This is a genomic window from Methylocapsa sp. S129, assembly GCF_009765995.1.
In the GTDB taxonomy this organism is placed as follows: Bacteria; Pseudomonadota; Alphaproteobacteria; order Rhizobiales; family Beijerinckiaceae; genus Roseiarcus.
The window spans coordinates 191,141-211,701 of record NZ_LMUI01000030.1 but is presented as its reverse complement, the minus strand read 5'-3'; the positions used below and the strand labels follow the sequence as shown (position 1 = coordinate 211,701).

Genomic DNA, 20,561 nt, shown 5'->3' with positions numbered 1-20,561 from the left:
GTTAAGCGCCTGTGTTGACTAAGTCAATACAGGCGCTGAGGCCGTGCCGAGGGACCCGCGTCGACAGGGAGCAAGACGACCGCTTCGTCCTGGCTCAGGCGAGGGGCATGTTGAAACGCAAGGCCGCCGCCAGCAGGCCCTCGCGATAATAAAAACGGTGGCCGAGCGTATTCGTCAGCGGCGTATCGAGGACAAGCTTTGCGCAGCCGAGCGCGCGTCCCTCCGCCTTGAGGCGTTCTATCAGCGCGTGGCCGTAACCGCCGCTTCGCAGCGTCTCGTCGGTCACGAGATCGTCGACATAGAGATGGACGCCGTGCACGAAATTGTCCTGAACGCGATAGCCCGCCAGGGCCACTGGTTTCGTTTCCCGCCACATCGCGAGAAGGCGATAGCCTGCTGCGACCTGACGTCTCCACCGCGCGATGAATTCCTGCTCGGAGGCAAGATGCGGTCGAAGCTGGCGCATGAGCGGATAGCAGGCCGCGACCGCGTGCTCGTCGTCCACGCTACTGATGTCCGCAAGGGGTCCGGAGGCGGCGATCGACGGCGTCATGGTTTTGCTCTCCAGGCGGCGCTCCAGCCGAGCAAGCGCTTCGCTTTCTCGCTTGAGACCGCGCCATCGTCTTCCGCGATGTTGTAGATTCCCGGCGGCCCCTGCGTAACGGCGAGTCTTGCCGCTTGCGCGGCGGCGTCCACATGGACGGGGCCTGCGCCCGACGCCGCGTCAAAGCCCGTGCCAGGGCCGTAGAGCCGGCCGTAGCGTAGCACAATGGCGTGTAGCGGCGCGTCAAGCGTCTGCCGTTCAAGGCTCGCCACGCCGCGGACCGAGACGCTCGCGCCGCCATTGGCGTCGATATTGAGCCGATCTTCTTCGCCGTGCGGCGTCGGCCCATCCGCATAAGCGAAAGCGATGCTTTGGGCGATGAACCGTCCCGCGCCGGCGCGTACGGCGGCGGCGATGAGGTTGCGCGTCCCCTCGTCTCTGATGCGCGCGTTGCGGGGCAGCGCCGCGGCGATCTGACCGGGGTCGAGGCCGGCCGGCAGGTCGGTAAGCTGATGAACGATGACGCTCGGTTGCGCCCGCGCCACGGCGTCAAGCAAAGCGTCGGCGTCGAAGACGTCGATGACGATGGGTTCGACGCCCATTTGGCGAAGGGCCGAAATCTTGTCTTGCGAACGTGTTGTCGCGATGACGCGCCAGCCGTCGGCGACGAGCAGCGGCGCGAGACGCCGGCCGATCGCGCCGCTGGCGCCGGCAAGGAACAGGCAACCGCTCATGTCCGTGGGTTTCCTGGTGGTCGATGAGGCTGGCTCGCTTCATCGAAGCGTTATAATGTTAGAGCTCGAATAATATATCAGAGCTCTAACATGATGATCAAGCCTCACCCTGGCGCCCGATTGCCCGAAGCCGGCGAAGGCAAGCGTGGCGAGGAGGGCTATCTCGGCTATCTCTTGCGCCAGGCCGCCGGCGCGCATCGGCTCAGGATGGAACGGGGGCTCGCCGATATCGCCGTCACGCTGCCGCAATTCCTAGTGCTGACGATGCTGGCCGCCTATCCCGGCCATTCCAACGCCGATCTGGCGCGCGTCGCCTTGCTGACCCCGCAGACCGTCAGCGTCATCGTCGCCAATCTGGAGCGCATGGGCGCTTTGGCTCGCCGGCCCCATGCCGTTCACGGACGCATCCAGCATCTCGATCTGACCGAGCTCGGCGTCGCTTTGCTCGCCGAATGCCGCGCGCGCGCCCATGCCGTGGAGCGCGATCTCACCGCCGGCTTGTCCGCCTCGGAGGAACAGGCGATCAGGCGCTGGCTGGTCCGCGTCGCGACGAACGAGGGCGCCGGGAAAACGGCGCCGGCCTGATGTGAGCGGCGCAATCGATCAATCCCGTCTTGAACCTTCGCCCTTTCGTCCCGATGTTGCTGACATGACAACAGCCAGCAAACCGCCGCTCTTCTCGATCCTCGATCTTGCGCCCGTGCCGCAGGGGTCGACGCCGGGACAGGCGCTACGCAATTCGCGCGATCTCGCGCAGCATGCCGAACGCTGGGGCTACAATCGCTATTGGCTCGCCGAGCATCATAATATGGTCGGCATCGCCAGCGCGGCGACCGCGGTCGCCATCGGCTATGTCGCGGAAGGCACGCGCACGATCCGGGTCGGCTCGGGCGGCATTATGCTGCCCAATCACGCGCCGATGGTCATCGCCGAGCAATTCGGCACGCTGGAATCGCTTTATCCCGGACGCATCGATCTCGGCCTTGGCCGGGCGCCAGGCACAGATCAGATGACGCTGCGCGCTTTACGCCGCGCGCCCGAAAACGCTGATAATTTTCCGCGCGACGTGCTGGAGCTGCAGGCTCTGCTTGGGCCGCTGCAAGAAGGGCAGAGGGTTCAGGCCGTTCCGGGGACGGGCCTCAATGTCCCGATCTGGATTCTCGGGTCGAGCCTGTTTGGCGCGCAGCTCGCCGCCGCGCTGGGTCTGCCTTACGCCTTCGCTTCGCATTTCGCACCCGACGCGCTGATGCAGGCTTTGCAGGTCTATCGTAAAAAATTCGAGCCGTCGCAGCAGTTGCAGCGCCCTTACGCGATGGTTGGCGTGAACGTGGTCGCCGCGGAGACCGATTCGGAGGCGCGCCGGCTGTTCACCTCCGCCCAGCAGAGCTTCACCAATCTCTTGCGCGGAACGCGCGGCCAGTTGCGCCCGCCCATTGACGATATCGAAACCTATTGGACGCCGCAGGAGAAGGCGCACGCGTCCAATATGCTGACTTATGCTTTCGTCGGATCGCGCGAAACGGTGCGGCGCGGCTTGGCGGCCTTCATCGACGAGACTGGCGCGGACGAATTGATGGTCGCCTCCGCGATCTATGATCACGAAGCGCGACTGCGCTCCTACGAAATCCTCGCCGAGGTCAAACAGGCGCTGGGCCTGGAGAAGGCGCTGATCTAAGCGAGGCCTCGGCCGGGCTTCGCCTTATCGGGGGCGTGACGCCGCACGATCGCGCGGCGGAGCCGCCGATGCCGCGCGAATGCCGCGTCCGGCCCAGGTCTTCAACGCTGGCTTGACCGGCGCGACAATTGCGTCTGCGGGCGGGATCGCCTCGGCATCGGCGCGATTGAGCTGATGCTCCGCCACGACGCGCTCATAGGGCTCGGAGGCGCATTTGATCCGATATTGAAGCACATCGCCCAAGGGCGGCATGAGCGCGCTCACGACATAGGCCCCGTTGGTTTTCAAATAATGTCCCGAATGGGGGGTCAGGGTAACGGCCTCGCCCACATTATAGAGGTGACGGCTCATATTTGTTCTCGCTGCGATTGAGGGTCGGCGGCCGCCCGTTCGTCTGGCGACGGGCCAACCGATGTCCGGCTACGGATCGGAAGGCGGCAATTAGCTCTCGGCGTCGTCCCATTTGAAAGCGGGCGCCGCGACAAATCCGGTCTCGGAGCGATTGCCGATCCATGGCGTCGGCGGCGCGGCACGCCATCGGGCGTGGTTGTTTATCATGAGAATGAACTCCATAGCCACGCGAACTCAAATGACAGGCGCCGCGCTGGCCGAGGCGCAAAATATTATCGCTCACTCCGATAGTGTTTTGCGGGTTGAATATTCTCTATAAGGCAAAAGACGGCAAATGGATACGAAATAAGACGAAACGCCGTTTTCGCTCCAATTGTCGAAATGGCGACGATAACGTTGCAATACAACCGCCTTGTGGAAAGCGACCACTGGGCGCCTCGTCGACGGAAGCGTCCCGCAAATGAGCGCGCCAGTCCAGACAGGGAACGGAACCGGCACGAATCGGCGTTGAGCGCCGCCGGGCGCAAGTCAAGAGCTTCGGCTCGCCAGAAAAATAACGCCCTTGCAGCCAGGCCGCGATTCGGTTTGTCGTTGATTCTCTTGGCTTTTTGGGTCGCGGAGCTCTCGCGCCCGCGCGAAACCTTTATCCAAGAGTTGCGTTACCGCAGGCAGGTTGCGTAGCGTTTGTCAGGCGGCAGGGCCGGGGGCGGGGTTTCAATGTGGTTGCGATCAGGGCGCGGACTTGGCTTCGCATTCGCAGAATTGTCGCCGTCTTTGTCGACGCTTATGTCCGATTCACGGCGGACGACGGGTGGGCGATCGCCAGCCATATCGCTCTGACCACTCTGACCTCCCTGTTTCCGTTTCTGATTTTCGTTACCGCGCTCGCATCGTTTCTGGGGTCTCAGGACCTCTCCGACGAGGCTGCCAAGCTGATCTTCGACGCATGGCCCGCGATCGTCGCCAATCCCATTTCGAATGAAGTTCACAGCGTTCTAACCGCGCCGCGCGGCGGCCTTTTGACGATCGGCGCCATTCTCGCGCTTTACTTCTCTTCGAGCGCGATCGAGGCGCTGCGGGTCGGTCTCAATCGGGCCTACGAAACGGTGGAGGCGCGGCCGTGGTGGCTGCTGCGGCTGGAATCAATCGCCTATGTCCTGGTTGGCGCGTTATCGCTGTTGGCGCTTGCCTTCCTCGTTGTGCTCTGGCCGTTCATCTGGGCGACGGTCTTGCGCTTTGCGCCGAGCCTCGCGCCGCTCCAGAGCATGGTGACGTTTGCGCGATTGGCGATCGCCTCTTTCGTGATGGCGATCTCGCTGCTCATCGCGCATCGCTGGCTGCCGATGGAGCGCCGGACCTTCCTTGAGATCGCGCCTGGGGTCGCGCTGACCTTCGTCAGTTGCGTCGCGTTCGGCGAGATTTTCGGCGCCTATCTCGGTGAATTCGCGCGCAATTATGTTTCGACCTATGCGGGCCTGGCTTCGGTGATGATCGCGTTGGTCTTCCTGTATACGATCGCGGCGATCTTTGTTTTCGGCGGCGATCTCAATGCGGCGATCATGCGCGCGCGCAAAGAACGCCGCCGCCATTAAGCGCGGCCCGCCTCGATCGCGTCCTCAAGCGTGCGCAATCCTGTCTTCGGCGCATTGACGAGCACCGCCATATTGCCGGGCGCATGTTCGTTCTTCCACATTTTGGTATGCGCGAGCGGGATTTTGTCCCATGGGAAAACCTCCGACATACAGGGGTCGATGCGCCGGTCGACGACGAATTTGTTGGCGGCAGCCGCCTGTTTGAGATGGGCGAAATGCGAACCCTGAATGCGCTTTTGCCGCATCCAGACAAAACGCGCGTCGAACGTCAGATTGAAGCCGCTGGTGCCCGCGCAGAAGACCACCATGCCGCCGCGCTTGACGACGAAACAGGAGACCGGAAACGTCTGCTCGCCGGGATGCTCGAACACGGTGTCGACATCCTTCTTGCCGGTAATGTCCCAGATCGCTTTGCCGAATTTGCGCGCCTGCGCCATGAACGCGGAATATTCGTCCGAATTGACCTTGGGCAATTGGCCCCAGCACTTGAAATCCTTGCGATTGATGACGCCCTTGGCGCCCAGCGACATTACATAGTCGCGTTTGGATTCGTCCGAGATGATGCCGATCGCATTGGCGCCGGCCGCCGCGCAAAGCTGCACGCCAAACACGCCAAGGCCGCCCGAAGCGCCCCAGACCAGCACATTGTCGCCAGGCTTGAGGCGATGCGGCTCATGGCCGAACAGCATGCGATAGGCGGTGGCGAGCGTCAGCGTGTAGGAGGCGCTTTCCTCCCAGGTCAAATGCCTCGGACGCTCCATCAACTGGCGGTCCTGCACGCGGCAAAATTGCGCGAAGGACCCGTCCGGCGTTTCATAGCCCCAAATGCGCTGCGAGGCGGAAAACATCGGATCGCCGCCGTTGCATTCCTCGTCGTCGCCATCGTCCTGATTGCAATGGACAACGACTTCATCGCCGACCTTCCAGCGCTTCACCTTCGAGCCGACGGCCCAGACGATGCCCGACGCATCCGATCCTGCGATGTGATAGGGGTGCTTATGGACGTCCAGCACTGACACCGGTTCGCCCAGGGCGGCCCAGATTCCATTGTAATTGACGCCGGCGGCCATCACGAGGACCAGCACGTCATGGCTGTCGAGCGGCCATGTCGGGACGACTTCGATCTTCATCGATTCTTCTGGAGGTCCGTGCCGATCCTTGCGCACAACCCAGGCGTACATCGTCGCTGGGACGTGACCCAGCGGGGGAATTTCGCCAATTTCGTAGAGATCCTTGGTCGATTCGGCGCTCATTTTGGTCGGAGATTGCCTATCGAAAGAGGCTCCGCTTGTCGCGCGATTGGTCATGTCCGTCCTCGTCTCCCCGGGATGTCGGGTTGGCCGACTTGAAATATTGCGCCGCAGCATTGCCTTCATCGCGCCACCCGTGTGGGAAATCAATCCCTCCCTTAGATGAATCGTCCGCGCGAAGGCGGGCTCGGCGTTGCGCATTCACTGTTCTATCATCAATCGTTCGCTAATATTCGCTTCAACGTTCCAAGCTTTTGTGAACGCGCCGCGAGTTATCGCCATGAATTCAATTCCCTGGCTAGCGAATATGAAAGACCTTTCCGGCGCAGAATTTTCATTTCTGATTCTCATCGTGATTATCGCGGTGCTGGCGACCGGCTTTGTCCTTGACGTCATTGCGCGGGGCTCAGGATTTGGGCCCTTCCTCAATGGCGTTCTCGCCTTGATTGGCGTTTGCGCGGGAATCTATCTGCGCTATCGGTTGTTCGCGCCATTTCGCGCCGACGACCTTGTCCTGACGATCGGTTTCGCGATTGGGACTGCATTTGTCCTGTTCTTTGCGCTTGGCTTCGCCAAGAGCCGGCTTTCCTGAATCGGACGGGAGACTTCCGCCCGCCGCTCGGCCCTCTGAGCGATCGCTGGCGCGGGGCGAGGATTTCTGTAATTGTGCTCTGCAGCAAAAGCAGCGATGCGGCGGCAAGGGCGGATGATGCAGACGACGCCAAACGGCGATTTTGGGGCGCGAAAACGGGATATGCCCTGGATTTTCCGCACTTATGCGGGTCATTCATCCGCGGCCGAGTCGAACAAGCTCTTTCGCGACAATCTGGCCAAAGGCCAGACGGGGCTTTCCATTGCCTTCGATTTGCCGACGCAAACCGGCTATGACAGCGATCATCCGCTGGCGCGCGGCGAGGTCGGCAAAGTGGGCGTCGCGATCTCGCATATTGGCGACATGCGTGCGCTGCTCGCCGATATTCCGCTTGACCGGATGAACACCTCGATGACGATCAACGCGACCGCGCCCTGGCTGATGGCGCTCTATGTCGCGGTCGCCGAAGAGCAGGGCGCGCCGCGCGCCAGCCTGCAGGGGACGACCCAAAACGACATCATCAAGGAATATCTTTCGCGCGGCTCCTATGTGTTCCCGCCGGGCCCCTCGCTTCGCTTGACCAAGGACCTGATCCTGTTTTCGGCGCGCGAGACGCCGAAATGGAACCCGATGAACGTTTGCTCCTATCATTTGCAGGAGGCCGGGGCGACGCCGGTGCAGGAACTCAGTTTCGCGCTGGCGACGGCCGTGGCCGTGCTCGATATGGTGCGCGCGTCCGGCGAGGTCGACGAAGCCTCCTTTGCCGAAGTCGTCGGGCGCCTGTCCTTCTTCGTCAACGCCGGCATGCGCTTTGTCACCGAATTGGCGAAAATGCGCGCTTTCGCGGAATTGTGGGACGAGATTACGCGCGAGCGCTATCAGGTCGCCGACCCCGTCAAACGGCGCTTTCGCTATGGCGTTCAGGTCAATTCGCTCGGCCTCACCGAGCAGCAGCCGGAAAACAACGCCTACCGCATTCTCATTGAAATGCTGGCGGTCGTACTGTCCCGCAACGCCCGTGCGCGGGCCGTGCAATTGCCGGCCTGGAACGAGGCGCTCGGCCTGCCGCGCCCCTTCGATCAGCAATGGTCGCTGCGCCTGCAGCAGATCATGGCCTATGAGACGGACCTCCTGGAATTTGGCGACATTTTTGAAGGCAGTCGCGAAATCGACAGTCTAGTCGCCGCCCTCAAAGCCGAGGCGCGAACCGAACTGGCCGCCATCGGGGCGATGGGCGGCGCGGTCGCGGCGATTGAATCGGGCTATATGAAGCGCAAGCTGGTTCAGTCGAACACACGCCGTCTTGAGGCGATCGAGCGGGGCGAGCAGATCGTCGTCGGCGTCAACCGGTTCACGCAAAGCGAGCCGTCGCCTTTGACCGACGGCGGCAATTCCATCATCGTCATCGCGCCCCAGGTCGAAGCCGATCAGGTCGCGCGGCTGCAAAGCTGGCGCGCGGCGCGCGACGAGAATGCGGTTCAGCGCGCGCTCGACGATTTGCGCAAGGCGGCCAGAGAGGGAACCAACATCATGGTTCCCTCGATCGAAGCGGCCAAAGCGGGCGTCACCACCGGCGAATGGGGTGCGACGCTCCGAGCGACATTCGGCGAATATCGCGCGCCGACCGGCGTCAGCCCTGTCGCCCGTCAGGAAGCGGCCGATCTTGACGACGTGCGCGCCGAAGTCGAGCGCGTGTCGCTGAAGCTCGGCGCGCGGCTGAAGTTTCTGGTCGGCAAGCCAGGTCTCGACGGCCATTCCAACGGCGCCGAGCAAATCGCCGTGCGCGCCACCGACGCCGGCATGGATGTCGTCTACGACGGGATCCGATTGACGCCGGCCGAGATCGTGGAACGGGCGAAGGATGGCGTGCATTGCGTCGGTCTGTCGATCCTGTCGGGCTCGCATTTGGCGATGGCGTTTGAAGTCGCCGACAGGCTGCGCCAGGCTGGCCTTGGCCACATTCCTATGGTGGTCGGCGGCATCATTCCTGAAGCGGATGCCGAGACGTTGCGCTCGAAAGGCATCGCGGCGGTCTATACGCCGAAGGATTTCGCGATCAACCGCCTGATCGGCGATATCGTGAGGCTGGTCGATTCGCGAACAGTTTGACGCGGCGCGCCACCGTTAACTCTAAGCGTCGCTAACGCGAACGTGAGCGCCTCCGGGCCATTTGAACTTGCCGCGACGGAGGGGCTCAGCCATGTTCCGGCGGTTTTTGGACGGGCGCCGCGAAAAAAAAAGCGCGGATTTGAGAGCGACAGCCATATTGGATCGAGAATAAGCAATGGATATGTCGCCGCCTCAAATAGTGCCGCACGAACAGCGGCGCGATATCGTCATCGGCGTTCTGGTTGCGATGATGCTTGCCGCGCTCGATCAGACGATCGTCGCGCCGGCCTTGCCGACGATCGGCGCTTCGCTTGGCGACGCCGACTTTCTGGCCTGGATCATTTCCGTCTATTTGCTCACCGGCACGGCGGTCACGCCGCTTTACGGCAAGCTTTCAGACATTCACGGCCGTCGCCCGATCATGTCGCTGGCTTTGGGTATTTTTCTCGTCGGCTCCGTCATTTGCGCGCTTGCGCCGAGCATGCCGGTCATCATCTTCGGGCGGGCGATCCAGGGTCTTGGCGGCGGTGGGCTCGTCGCGCTTGCCCAGACCGTTATCGCCGATGTCGTGCCGCCGCGCGAACGCTCGCGCTACGTCGTCTACATCTCCACGGTCTGGGCGACTTCGAGCGTCGCCGGCCCGATCCTCGGCGGTTTTTTCGCGCAGCATCTGTCATGGTCGCTGATCTTCTGGATCAACCTGCCGATCGGCGCGCTCGCTTTTTTCATGACCCATACGCGCCTGAAGGGCCTGCCGCAGATCCGGCGCGACCATCGCCTGGATGTGTTGGGCGCGGCGTTGATCACAAGCGCGACGGTCGCATTGATGCTGGTCCTGACCTTGGGCGGCGCGCGCCTCGCCTGGACCTCGCCGATCATTCTCGCGCTCGCGCTGGCCGCCGCCTTGCTGACCGCGATGCTGCTCGTCCATCTCAGGCGCGCGCCCGAGGCGTTGATCCCGCTCGATATCTTCCGCAATGAAGTCGTCGGCACGGCGACCGCTTCGATATTTTTTTCGATGTTCGCTTTCATCGGCTCGACTGTCTATCTGCCGATCTATTTCGAATTCGTTCTCGGCAAGGATTCGACGGTAGCCGGCGCTGGCCTCATCGCTTTAGTCGGCGGCAGCGTCATTGGCGCAACGATCGCCGGTCGCACCATGCCGCGCATCGTCCATTACAAGCGCGTCGCCACGATCGGACTATGCTTCGCCATCATCGCCTTGGCCGCGTTGTCGCTGTTCGCGTCCGGCCTCAGCTTCTGGCAGGCCGAGACTTTGGTTTTCGTCCTCGGAATCGGGGTCGGACCCTTGTTTCCCACGGCCACCGTTTCCGTTCAAAACGCCGTCGACCGGCGCGATCTTGGCGTCGCCACCGCCACGCTCGCTTTCTTACGCACATTCGGCAGCGCCCTGGGCGTCGCCTTGATGGGCGCGGTCGTCATCGGATTTGGCATCGTCACAGACGCCGGCGTGCCGCAAAGCGCCGGGGCCATATTCGACCCGGAACTGGCTCAACGCGCCGGCCTCGCCTTTACCGTGATGTTCGCCCTGCAAGGACTGGCTCTGGCGATCAGCCTGGCCTGTTTTCTGATGATGGAGGAAAGGCCGCTGCGAGGCTCAACGCCGAGCGTGGCGGCGTTGGCGGAGTGAGCGCGCGGCCTTCTCCCGTCACGACATGATCTGACCGCCATTGGCGCTGAGCGTTGAACCGGTGATGAAGCCGGCGTCGTCCGAGGCCAGAAAGACGACGCAGCGCGCGACTTCCTCGGGTTGGCCGAGGCGACGCACCGGGATATGCGGCAGGATCGACTTTTCGACGACCTCTTTGGGCACAGCCAATACCATTTCGGTCGCGATATAGCCGGGGCAGATGACGTTGACGGTCACGCCCTTGCTGGCGTTCTCCTGCGCCAGCGCCTTGGTGAAGCCGATGTCGCCGGCCTTCGATGCGGAATAATTGACCTGGCCCATCTGCCCCTTCTGGCCATTGATCGAGGATATGTTGATGATGCGTCCGAAATTGCGCTCGCGCATGCCCTCGATGACCGGGCGGCACATGTTGAACAGCGAGTTGAGGTTGGTGTTGATGACGCCGTACCACTGATCCACGGTCATCTTGTGGAACATGCCGTCCTTGGTGATTCCGGCATTGTTGACCAACACTTCGACGGGGCCGAGGTCTTGCGCCACCTGCGCGAGGCCGGTTGCGCAAGACTCATAATGGGCGACGTCCCATTTATAGGTCTTGATGCCGGTTTCGGCGGTGAACTTCGCCGCCGCCTCGTCATTGCCGTGATAGGTCGCCGCGACGCGATAGCCTGCGGCGGCGAGCGCCCTCGAGACGGCCGCGCCGATGCCGCGCGTGCCGCCGGTGACAACTGCAACTCTCGCCATCGCGTTCTCCTTTTTCGACGTTTCCCCGGCGCGCGTTCTCTTTTGACGCTGCGCGAACCCTGTTCCGACCGGGCGCCGAAAGAGCGCGCCCGGAGCCGTGCGTCGCTTAACGTTCGACCGTCAAAGCAATGCCCATGCCGCCGCCGATGCAAAGCGTCGCTAGCCCCTTCTTGGCGTTGCGCCGTCCCATTTCATGCAGCAGCGTGACGAGAACGCGTGCGCCCGAGGCGCCGATGGGATGCCCGATCGCGATCGCGCCGCCATTCACATTGACGATGGCCGGGTCCCAGCCCATGTCCTTATTGACGGCGAGCGCCTGGGCCGCGAAGGCCTCGTTGGCCTCGACGAGATCGAGATTGCCGACTTTCCAGCCTGACTTTTCCAACGCCTTGCGGGAGGCGGGGATTGGCCCGGTGCCCATAATGGCGGGATCGACGCCGGCGGTCGCCCAGGAAACAATGCGGGCGAGCGGCGTCAGGCCGCGTTTCTTGGCCTCTTGCGCGGTCATCAGTACGACAGCCGCCGCGCCGTCATTCAGCCCCGAGGCATTGCCCGCCGTCACCGAGCCTTCCTTGGAGAAGGCCGGCTTCAACTTGGCCAAAGCGTCATAAGTCGCGCCATGGCGGATATATTCGTCGTCGGCGACAATGACGTCTCCCTTGCGGGAGGCGACGGTGAAAGGGGTGATCTCGTCCTTGAAGCGGCCGGCCTTCTGGGCCGCTTCGGCCTTGTTTTGCGAGGCCACGGCGAAGCGATCCTGGTCTTCGCGGCTGATCTGCCATTTGGCCGCGATATTCTCGGCCGTGTTTCCCATGTGATAACCGTGAAAGGCGTCGATCAGGCCGTCCTTCAGCATCGTGTCGACCAGCTTCAACTCGCCCATTTTCACGCCCGAGCGCAAATAAGCGCCGTGCTGGGCCTGCGACATCGATTCCTGACCGCCCGCGACAACAATATTGGCGTCGCCATTACCGATCTGCTGCAGCCCCAGCGCGACCGCGCGCAAACCGCTGCCGCACAATTGGTTCAGGCCGAAGGCCGTCTTTTCCTGCGGCACGCCCGCTTTCATCGCGGCCTGGCGCGCCGGATTCTGCCCCTGTCCGCCCGACAGGATCTGCCCCAGGATCACTTCGTCGACCTCGGCCGCCTCGATCTTGGCCAAGGCGATCGCCGATTTGACGGCGGCGGCGCCAAGCTCATGAGCGGAAGTGTTGGCGAAAGCGCCGCTGAACGAACCGACCGCGGTTCTCGTGGCGCTGACGATGACGATGTCTGTTGCCGGCATGAGATGCTCCTGGACGAAAATCGACGCCAGGCCGGTTTCGACCGGCGAGGCAGGGTTAAAGTGCTTATACTCATTGTTCGGCCGTTGCGAAATGAGCGCTTGAAAAGATTTGAGCGGCGCGATTTGATCTCCAGGCCGCCTCGTCAGGCGGATCATTGACAAATGCCGGTCAAAAATGGCGTTCTGCCCTATCGGCCCTGTGAATGAAGTTCCGGCGAGGTCCAAAACGGCCTATCGTCCCATCCGCCCCGCCGGGGCGCCGTCCCGACGTGGAACCCAATCGCCATGACCAACCCGACCGCACCAATCACCATCAAGAAATATGCGAACCGGCGTCTGTACAATACCGCGTCAAGCGCCTATGTGACCTTGGCCGATCTGGCCAAGATGGTGAAGGCAGGCGAAGACTTCGTCGTTCACGACGCCAAGACCGGCGAGGAGATTACTCGTTCGGTCCTGACCCAGATCATTTTCGAGCAGGAGGGGAAAGAAGGCCAATCCCTGCTTCCCATCACGTTCCTACGGCAGTTGATCCGGTTCTATGGCGACAGCGTTCAGGCCCTCCTGCCGAGCTATCTTGAATTCTCGATCGATCGCTTCACCGGCGAGCAGCAAAAATTTCGCGAGGAGGCCAGCCGCGCTTTCGGCGCCGCGCCCTTCGCTGCGCCCTCTTTCGGCGCTCTTGAGGAACTGACGCGCAAGAATCTCGCCGCCTTCACCAAGGCTTTGGGCATGTTCACGCCGTTCGTCGGCCCACTGCCGACGCCCGTCGATCCCGCCGCGCCCCATGCGCCGGCCGAGAAGGCCGATCTCGACGAGTTGAAAACCCAGCTCTCCGAAATGCAGCGCCGCCTCGACAGCCTCGCCGACAAGAGATGAAGGGCGGCGCGAGCGCCGCCGCCGATTGCTAAAATTTGTCCTTGCGGGTGCGGATTTCGGCGAAGACGGCGGCGGGGTCTGCGCCGATCATGCCGAGCGTCGTCTGAACCTCCGTCTCCTCGGCGCGCAGGAAGGGATTGGTGGTCAGCTCGAGGCTCATCGTCGTCGGCAAGGTCGCCTGACCGGCGGCGCGGCGGCGCGCGATCTCTTCGACGCGGTCCTTGAGGACGACATTGTCCGGCTCGATCGTCACCGCGAAGCGGGCGTTGGATTGAGTATATTCGTGCCCGCAATAGATCTCGGTTTCGCCGGGCAGGCGGTCGGCGAGTTTGACCAGCGAATCCCACATCACGCTGAGCGGCGTCTCAAAAACGCGCCCACAGCCAAGCGCGAATAAAGTGTCGCCGCAAAACGCAATCTCGTCTTCCTCGAACCAATAGCAGATGTGTCCGGCGGTATGGCCGGGCGTTTCGATGATCTTGGCGGCGATGTCGCCGACATGGGCATAATCGCCCTCGCTGAGCAGGGCGTCCAGCGCGCCGATGCGCGAGGCCTCCTTGGCGGGACCGACGATGCGCAGCTTGGGGAAGCGCGCCTTCAGCCCAGGTATGCCCTGGGTGTGATCGGCGTGATGATGGGTGATGAGCAGATCCGTCAGCTCCCAGCCCTGCGCGGCGGCGGCGGCGATGATCGCGTCGGCGTCCGGCGCATCGATGGCGGCGGTGGCGCCTGAACGTGAATCATGGATGAGCACGCCGAAATTGTCCTGCAGGCACATGAATTGATGGACATGGGTCGTCATGTCGGGCCTTTCGTGAATAAACTCAGGGCGTCAAGAACTTCCATAGCGGGCTTTTCGCCGCGCCGGCGAAATGCAAGAACATCGCGATGCCTCTCGATGTCAACGAGCTTCGTGGTTTTTATGCGACCCCTCTCGGCGATGTGGCGCGCCGGCTGATCGGGAGGGTGCTGCGCGCGCGTTGGGATAATTGCGTCGGCCTGTCGCTGATGAGCCTGGGCTTCGGAGCGCCCTATCTCGACCGCTTCCGCGATGAGGCGATGCGCGCCCTGGTCTTCATGCCGGCCGAGCAGGGCGTGGTGAATTGGCCGGCGTCGGGGCGTTCGTCCTCGGCGCTGGTCGAGACGGTCATGCTGCCGCTGCCAGACGCCTCGATCGACCGCATTCTCGTCGTGCACGCGCTCGAGACCGCCGAGCATCCCAACGCTTTGCTCGAAGAAGTCTGGCGCGTCCTGACGCCGGGCGGACGCGCGCTGTTCGTTGTGCCTTCGCGGCGAGGGGTCTGGGCGCGGGTCGACGGCACGCCGTTCGGCTTTGGCCGGCCCTATTCCAAGGGGCAATTGCGCGAATTGATGCGCGAGACCCTGTTCTCGCCGATCTATTGGGGCGAGGCGCTCTACGCGCCGCCGTTCCAGCGCCGCCTGTTCCTGAATTGGGCGACGATGTTCGAACGCATCGGGGCGGTGCTAGGCCTGCCCTTTGCGGGCGTTTTCATCATCGAGGCGACCAAACAGCTCTACCGCCCCGTCAGCGTGCGCCGCGCCATTCGCCGCGAAGTCGCCGAACTGCATCCGGCGGCCCTCGCGCCGAGCGCGCATCGCGGGTTGAAGATCGGCCGCTTGCGCGACGCGCTCACATCGCTGGCGCGGCGTCGATCCCGGCAGGCTTGCTCGCATCGAGCCGCATCTTGAGATAATCGGCCGCTGAAATCGGCTGATATTTTGCGCTCTCGCCTTCGGGCACGCAGCTTGGGATCGCGGCCACTTTGGCGTCAGGATTAGGATCGAGGAAGAAGGCGATCGAATAGCGCTCCTTGCCGCTGCGATTGACCACGCGGTGCGGCGTCGACACATAAATGTCATTGGTCCAGCGCATCAGGCAATCGCCGATATTGACGATGAAGGCGCCCGGCATGACCGGGGCGGCGATCCATTCGCCGCCGCGCGTCTTCACTTCAAGGCCGCCGACATTGTCGGTCGCCAGCAAAGTGATGTTGCCATAATCGGTATGCTCGCCCGCGCCCATCTGGCCGGCCGGCGCATCGGCGGGCAGGGCGGGATAATGCAGCATGCGCAAAGTCGCCAGCGAGCGGTCGAGCTTGTCCCCGAAGAAGCCGGCGTGCAGCCCCAGATCCAGCGCGAAAGCGCGATGGATTCGCTGGCCGAGCGCGATGCAATCATCGAAATAGCCGAGCAGAACCTTTTTGAAATCGGGCAGGTCGGGCCATGCGTTGAGGGAGCGGAACGGCACGCCGGCGAGCAATTCGGGATCGTCGGGCGCAAGGTCGAGGCCGATGTTGAAGGCCTCCTTCATATCGGCGCCCGCGGCCGGATCGAGCGCCTCATGCAGCAGGCCGGAATAGCCCCGATTGCCGCCAATGGTCTCGATCGCCAGCGCGCGTTTTTTGGCGATCGGCTCGGCGAAAAATTGCGCCGATTGCGCGAAAGCGGCGGCGATGGTGTCGACGCCGTGATTGACGACGTAGAAGAAACCGATGGTTCGGCACGCCTTGCCGATGTCGCGCGAAATCCTGTGCAGCGCTATGTGATCGCTGCTTTCCAGACCGCTGAGATCGATGATCGGAAGTTCATTGGTCATGGCTACGACTCCCATTTCACGCGTTGCAAATCCGGTTCAACAACAGCCAAGTTGTCCGCGATAGAATTGCGCCGCGCCCGCCTCCAGAGAAGTCCAAGCGTTGAGGAACGGCTGCCGCGACGGCATGGCGCGGCGATAGCTTTCGCGCAGCGCCGCATGCGCCGCATCAAGATCGGGGCCGGTCAGGCGGCCGTCCCGCACAATTTCGCGGGCCGCCACAATCAAACGCGCGACATGCGCCATCGAGGCGCGTGCGAAGACGAGATCGACCGGCGCGACAGGCATGATTCCATCGCGATCGAGGCGATCGAGATCGAGAACGAGAATGTCTGCGGGCTCGCCGATCTTCAGCGCGCCTGCCCCCGGCGCGCCATTGGCGAAGCGGCCATGGGCGACGATCGTCTCCAGCCATGGTCCGCGTTCGATCACATTCTCAAATCCCCAGCCGCCATGCAGGAAATGACCGAGCCGCATTTCGCGCAAAATATCGTCGTCCTCGTCGAGCGCCGAAGCATCGACGCCGAGCGCGACGCGGCAGCCGCGTTTGATCGCTTCGCCGATCGGCGCGATTCCTGAGCGCAGATGAAGGTTCGAGCTCGGATTGGTCGCGATGATCGCGCCGGCTTGCGCGATGAGATCAAGCTCGTCCGGGCGCGCGTGAACGCAATGGGCGAGCGTCAACCTCTGCGTCAGCAGGCCAATGTCGCGCAGATGCGCGACGACGCCCTGGGGATAGGCGCGATCCGCGAAAGCGCGCTGATAGAGCGTCTCCAGCAGATGCATATGAATGCGCCGGCCGGTGCGCGCCGAAGCGTCGGCGATCGCGCCAAGCAATTCGTCCGAGCACCATTGCGGGCCATTGGGGCCAAATTGAACGGTGAAGGTCGGGCTCTCGACCGCCGCCGCGATCGCCTCGACGCGCGCAATCTGCTCGCTGGCGCTCGGCATGGGACTGAGGAATTGCGCTTCGACGATGCTGCGCGCTTCGGCCGGCATCGTGTCCAGCACCGCCGACGATGGTCCATAGACCAGCGGATTGCGGTCGCGCATGAAGAGAGCGAACGTGACGCGTATGCCGACATCGCTCGCGGCCCGCGCGATTTCGCGCGCCTCGTCGATGAGGGACATTGGCCCATGCGCGCGCGTATAATGGGCCATGACGGAAGCTGCGCCGCCGCGCGCCGCGCGGCCGAAGGCGGCGAGCGCGCCAAGATAGGGATCGATCGCCGGCATTGCGCCAAGCCGCAACAGCCACGTCTCCAGCGGCTTGCCCGCGCCGCCAAAAGAGGTCGGCGACAGCGGCCGCGCATGATCATGCGCATTGGCGAGCGCGGGCAGGGCGAGCAGGCGGGGGGAGGGGGTTGCGGTGGAAGGCGAGATCGCGGCGATGAGGCCGTTTTCGATGACGATGTTGACGGGTGCGGGGTCGCTTCCAAGAAGCGTAACGCCGGACAGAATCACAGCGCCCTCCTTCCCCCCTTGCGGGGGAAGGTGGCCTTCGCGTTAGCGAAGGTCGCGGACGAATGCTCCGCATTCGCCTTGGGATGAGGGGGCGCCTGACGTAGGCGCCATACTCGCCGATTTGCAGACTTCGTCGACCGCATCTTCTTCGGCGCCGACCCCTCATCCCACGGCGAACGCAAAGCGTTCGTCCGGATGCTTCGCATGACCCCTTCCCCCGCAAGGGGGGAAGGGGCGCATATCGGGCTCACGTCGCACCTTTAGCCGCAGGCTCGTCAATCACGCTCACATGCGCCGCCACGATCCGCCAACCCTGCGGAAAGCGAACCCAGGTCTGCATCTGGCGGCCGATCTTGCCTGGCGCATTGTCGCGGCGGAACAAAGTGGCGGCGATCGCCAGATCATGGCCGTAGGTCGTAATGGCGGTCTGTTCGAGTTTGCGCGCGAGCCCTGCCGCCGGGCGGCCAGCGCGAAACGCCTTGATCGCGGCATAGCCATAGAGATTCTCAGCCACCCCATAGCGGACGGCGCTTTCGCTATCGAGGAAGAAATTGTCGAGCGCCTCGACGTCATTATGGACAAGCGCCTGCTCGTAGGCGGCGAATTCGGCCTCGACTTCGGCTTTGATCATGAGATCGTTGATAATCATCTTGCGCCTCTACGCGCTTCGATCGCCGCGCGAACGTCTCTCAAAAACGGGATGTCGGCGAACTGGTCGGGACGGATTTTCTCCCAGGCGACGCCGGCAGGTTGGAGATAAGGCGTCTCGGTGTCGATCAGTTCCAGCTCGGTCGCGATAAAATTCAGCGCGCTGTCGTGATTCTCCATGACCACCCGGTCTTCCGCGACAATCTGGGACGAATGAACGCAAGTGGCGATCGGCGTCTTGTCCGTAACTTTGCCAAGCTCGCGGAAAATACCCTGTTCGAGATCGGCGAAGCCCGCGCCCTTGCCGGTGCGCCCGCCGCGCCGCGTCACCGCGACGCAGCCGACGACGCAAAAATCGAGCGCGGGCATGTCCTCGAAGGCAATCGGCTCGCCATGAATCATGAAGCCTTGCGCCGTCGCCGCCGTTTCGAAATCGACGCCCTTGGCGGCGAGCTTGTCAGGATCGATGCGCAGGTATGGGAAGCCCTTGGTCAGATAGGGGACCGGCGAAAACAGCAGCTTGCCGTCGTAGAGCGCGCGCAGGCGCAGCGGAATCTGCGGCGGGTCGGGATTGCATTTGACGACGCGGGCGCTTTTCCAGGCGTCGAGTTCGGAGAGCCGTTTGGCCGCCATGTCGGCGCCGACGAAATTGGGAATATGGTCGAAGGTCGGGCCGATATTGACGCCGGCATCGATCAGCGCGCGCCAGACATCGGCGCGCACGATATCCTTGGCGCTGTTGCGCCCCACCCACCGCGACTGCCCTTCGGCGCTTTTGGTCATGGCTCATCCGCTCTTGTGTTCTCCCTCCCCCACAAGGGGGGAGGGGATTCAACGCGCCTTTGCGATCGGCGCGCTGACAATTCCTTGCGCTTCAAGCGCCCGCGCGACGCGCAGCACGAGATCCTCGCGCCATGGCGCCGCGATGATCTGTACGCCTATCGGCAGCTTTTCGCCATCCGTCCAGACGGGAACCGTCGCGACAGGCAGGCCGATGAAGGATATCGGCTGGGTGAACAGGCCAAGATTGGGCCGCACCAGCATTTCCTGCCCATCTAGCATCATCGTCCTCTGGCCGAGCAACGGCGCGCGGCAGGGCGTCGCGGGGGCGAGAACAATATCGACGCCTTTGAAGACTTCAGCGACTTGATGACGAAACCAGCTACGAAATTTCTGCGCCTTGACGATCCAGGCGGCGGGCAGCATCGCCCCGGCGATCAGCCGATCGCGGACGTCGGGGTCGAAGTCGGCGGCGCGCGTGCGCAGGCGATCGAGATGGAGCGCCGCGCCCTCGGCCATGGTGATGAGATAGCCCGAGGCGCGCGCGCGCTCGGCCTGCGGGAGGTCGACCACGCGCGCCGCGCCGAGCGCCCTGGCGACCCGCGCGACCGCCTCGAAAGCGGCAGGCTCGCCCGTCCTGGCGAAATAGCCGCCGAGCGCGGCGATGCGCAGGCCGCCGACGCCCTGTTCGAGACTCGCCGACACAGGATTGGGCGCGACATCGGCGAGCGCCGGATCGTCGGCGTCGGGCCCGAGCATCGCGTCATAGGCGAGCGCGAGATCCCGCACCGAGCGTGCGAACGGCCCGAGATGATCAAAGCTCGCAACGAACGGAAAAGTGCGCGCGCGCGACAGGCGTCCATAGGTGGGTTTCAGGCCAAATATGCCGCATAGCGAAGAGGGCACGCGGATCGAGCCATTGGTGTCGGAGCCAAGCGCCAACGGCACCATGCCGCTGGCGATCGCCGTCCCCGATCCGCCCGACGATCCGCCCGACATATGGTTGACGTCATGGGGATTGCGCGAGGGGCCGTCATGCGCGTTCTCGCCTGTGAAGTCATAGGCGTATTCGCCCATGTTCAGGCCGCCGACAAGGATCGCGCCCGCCGCTTCCAGGCGCTGCACAAGCGTGGCGTCGGCGCCGGCGGGCGGCAGGTCGCGGTTGATTTTCGAACCCGCCCGCGTCGGCAGGCCGGCGATGTCGAACAGATTCTTGGCGGCGAAAGGCGCGCCGGCCAGCGGACCGAGCGCCTCGCCTTTGGCGCGCGCGGAATCGATGGCGTCCGCTTTGGCCAGCGCGCGCGTCGCCGTCACATCGGTGAAGGCGCCGAGCGCGCTATTGCGCGCCTCGATGCGCGCCAGCGCCGCGTTCACGAACTCACGTGCGCTCGCCTCGCCGGATTTCACGGCGGCGGCGATTTCGGCGGCGGGAAGATCCTCACTGGCGAATGTCATGGCGTGAACACCGGCGCCGGCTCCTCGTGATCGCTGAGATCGGCCTCCTCCATCAACGCAGCGTAGCGTGCGGCTATATCGAGATGCGTCTTCACGGCGTCGCGCGACGCTGCGCCGACGACAAGGCCGAGCAGGGGCGCGAGCGCGTCGATGATGGCATCGGCGTTGAAGGTGGGTTCGGTCATAGCGCAATT

General features: G+C 63.4%; 21 protein-coding genes. 8 read left to right on the top strand and 13 right to left on the bottom strand.

The window, feature by feature from the left end; all coding sequences use genetic code 11:
• Positions 1-94: 94 nt before the first annotated feature.
• Together GSQ90_RS18635 and GSQ90_RS18630 are read right to left on the bottom strand one after the other, a co-directional pair.
• Positions 95-553 (bottom strand): GNAT family N-acetyltransferase, encoded by a 459-nt coding sequence (locus tag GSQ90_RS18635; protein ID WP_158816382.1) that lies wholly within the window; start codon positions 551-553, stop codon positions 95-97.
• Positions 550-1,278, bottom strand: a complete 729-nt coding sequence (locus GSQ90_RS18630; protein WP_158816381.1) for an NAD(P)-dependent oxidoreductase — start codon at positions 1,276-1,278, stop codon at positions 550-552. The genes GSQ90_RS18635 and GSQ90_RS18630 overlap by 4 nt, the downstream gene beginning before the upstream one ends.
• 93 nt (positions 1,279-1,371) lie before the next feature.
• Here GSQ90_RS18630 and GSQ90_RS18625 point away from each other — a divergent pair, with 93 nt between their 5' ends.
• Positions 1,372-1,863: a MarR family winged helix-turn-helix transcriptional regulator gene (locus tag GSQ90_RS18625; RefSeq protein WP_158816611.1), complete on the top strand. Its 492-nt coding sequence runs from the start codon at positions 1,372-1,374 to the stop codon at positions 1,861-1,863.
• 64 nt (positions 1,864-1,927) lie between these two features.
• A complete protein-coding gene (locus GSQ90_RS18620) occupies positions 1,928-2,953 on the top strand; it encodes an LLM class flavin-dependent oxidoreductase (RefSeq protein WP_158816380.1) in 1,026 nt (341 codons plus the stop codon).
• Positions 2,954-2,977: 24 nt separating this feature from the next.
• On the opposite strand, the gene GSQ90_RS18615 is transcribed toward GSQ90_RS18620, so the two are convergent.
• Entirely contained in the window at positions 2,978-3,304 is a 327-nt protein-coding gene (locus tag GSQ90_RS18615; RefSeq protein ID WP_158816379.1) for a hypothetical protein, read from the bottom strand.
• A gap of 719 nt (positions 3,305-4,023) precedes the next feature.
• Between GSQ90_RS18615 and GSQ90_RS18610 the strand changes: the two genes are divergently transcribed.
• The gene (locus tag GSQ90_RS18610) at positions 4,024-4,896 is read left to right on the top strand and encodes a YihY/virulence factor BrkB family protein (RefSeq protein WP_246731661.1); all 873 of its coding nucleotides are present in this window, start codon (positions 4,024-4,026) and stop codon (positions 4,894-4,896) included.
• Here GSQ90_RS18610 and ccrA read toward each other — a convergent pair.
• Entirely contained in the window at positions 4,893-6,149 is a 1,257-nt protein-coding gene (gene ccrA, locus GSQ90_RS18605; protein WP_158816609.1) for a crotonyl-CoA carboxylase/reductase, read from the bottom strand. The genes GSQ90_RS18610 and ccrA overlap by 4 nt on opposite strands.
• 277 nt (positions 6,150-6,426) lie before the next feature.
• Between ccrA and GSQ90_RS18600 the strand changes: the two genes are divergently transcribed.
• The 3 genes from GSQ90_RS18600 to GSQ90_RS18590 all read left to right on the top strand — a co-directional run bounded on the left by GSQ90_RS18600 (position 6,427) and on the right by GSQ90_RS18590 (position 10,498).
• Complete coding sequence (locus GSQ90_RS18600; protein ID WP_158816378.1) at positions 6,427-6,738, top strand: hypothetical protein; 312 nt, start codon at positions 6,427-6,429, stop codon at positions 6,736-6,738.
• Between the two features lie 162 nt (positions 6,739-6,900).
• On the top strand, positions 6,901-8,847 hold the full coding sequence (locus tag GSQ90_RS18595; protein WP_246731660.1) for a protein meaA: 1,947 nt from the start codon (positions 6,901-6,903) through the stop codon (positions 8,845-8,847).
• Positions 8,848-9,022: 175 nt separating this feature from the next.
• Positions 9,023-10,498, top strand: a complete 1,476-nt coding sequence (locus GSQ90_RS18590) for an MDR family MFS transporter (protein ID WP_158816377.1) — start codon at positions 9,023-9,025, stop codon at positions 10,496-10,498.
• 18 nt (positions 10,499-10,516) lie between these two features.
• Here GSQ90_RS18590 and phbB read toward each other — a convergent pair whose 3' ends face one another.
• Both phbB and GSQ90_RS18580 read right to left on the bottom strand, forming a co-directional pair.
• A complete protein-coding gene (gene phbB / locus GSQ90_RS18585; protein WP_158816376.1) occupies positions 10,517-11,242 on the bottom strand; it encodes an acetoacetyl-CoA reductase in 726 nt (241 codons plus the stop codon).
• Positions 11,243-11,348: 106 nt separating this feature from the next.
• Positions 11,349-12,527 carry an acetyl-CoA C-acetyltransferase gene (locus GSQ90_RS18580; protein WP_158816375.1) on the bottom strand — a complete coding sequence of 393 codons (1,179 nt, stop codon included), beginning with the start codon at positions 12,525-12,527 and terminating at the stop codon, positions 11,349-11,351.
• A gap of 285 nt (positions 12,528-12,812) precedes the next feature.
• Between GSQ90_RS18580 and phaR the strand changes: the two genes are divergently transcribed.
• On the top strand, positions 12,813-13,406 hold the full coding sequence (phaR, locus tag GSQ90_RS18575; protein ID WP_158816374.1) for a polyhydroxyalkanoate synthesis repressor PhaR: 594 nt from the start codon (positions 12,813-12,815) through the stop codon (positions 13,404-13,406).
• 28 nt (positions 13,407-13,434) lie between these two features.
• On the opposite strand, the gene gloB is transcribed toward phaR, so the two are convergent.
• Positions 13,435-14,208 (bottom strand): hydroxyacylglutathione hydrolase, encoded by a 774-nt coding sequence (gloB, locus tag GSQ90_RS18570; RefSeq protein WP_158816373.1) that lies wholly within the window; start codon positions 14,206-14,208, stop codon positions 13,435-13,437.
• Between the two features lie 86 nt (positions 14,209-14,294).
• Here gloB and GSQ90_RS18565 point away from each other — a divergent pair, with 86 nt between their 5' ends.
• The gene (locus tag GSQ90_RS18565) at positions 14,295-15,116 is read left to right on the top strand and encodes a methyltransferase domain-containing protein (protein WP_158816372.1); all 822 of its coding nucleotides are present in this window, start codon (positions 14,295-14,297) and stop codon (positions 15,114-15,116) included.
• Here GSQ90_RS18565 and GSQ90_RS18560 read toward each other — a convergent pair.
• The 6 genes from GSQ90_RS18560 to GSQ90_RS18535 form a co-directional block, all read right to left on the bottom strand.
• A complete protein-coding gene (locus tag GSQ90_RS18560; RefSeq protein ID WP_158816371.1) occupies positions 15,058-16,023 on the bottom strand; it encodes an isopenicillin N synthase family oxygenase in 966 nt (321 codons plus the stop codon). The genes GSQ90_RS18565 and GSQ90_RS18560 overlap by 59 nt on opposite strands.
• Positions 16,024-16,059: 36 nt before the next feature.
• Positions 16,060-17,484: an amidohydrolase family protein gene (locus tag GSQ90_RS18555; RefSeq protein ID WP_158816370.1), complete on the bottom strand. Its 1,425-nt coding sequence runs from the start codon at positions 17,482-17,484 to the stop codon at positions 16,060-16,062.
• 247 nt (positions 17,485-17,731) lie between these two features.
• Positions 17,732-18,133, bottom strand: a complete 402-nt coding sequence (hpxZ, locus tag GSQ90_RS18550) for an oxalurate catabolism protein HpxZ (RefSeq protein WP_158816369.1) — start codon at positions 18,131-18,133, stop codon at positions 17,732-17,734.
• Positions 18,130-18,915, bottom strand: a complete 786-nt coding sequence (locus GSQ90_RS18545) for a 5-formyltetrahydrofolate cyclo-ligase (RefSeq protein ID WP_158816368.1) — start codon at positions 18,913-18,915, stop codon at positions 18,130-18,132. The genes hpxZ and GSQ90_RS18545 overlap by 4 nt, the downstream gene beginning before the upstream one ends.
• A 48-nt stretch (positions 18,916-18,963) precedes the next feature.
• Positions 18,964-20,367 carry an AtzE family amidohydrolase gene (locus GSQ90_RS18540; protein WP_158816367.1) on the bottom strand — a complete coding sequence of 468 codons (1,404 nt, stop codon included), beginning with the start codon at positions 20,365-20,367 and terminating at the stop codon, positions 18,964-18,966.
• Positions 20,364-20,552 (bottom strand): DUF4089 domain-containing protein, encoded by a 189-nt coding sequence (locus GSQ90_RS18535; RefSeq protein WP_158816366.1) that lies wholly within the window; start codon positions 20,550-20,552, stop codon positions 20,364-20,366. Before GSQ90_RS18535 ends, GSQ90_RS18540 begins: the two co-directional genes overlap by 4 nt.
• Between the last annotated feature and the right edge of the window lie 9 nt (positions 20,553-20,561).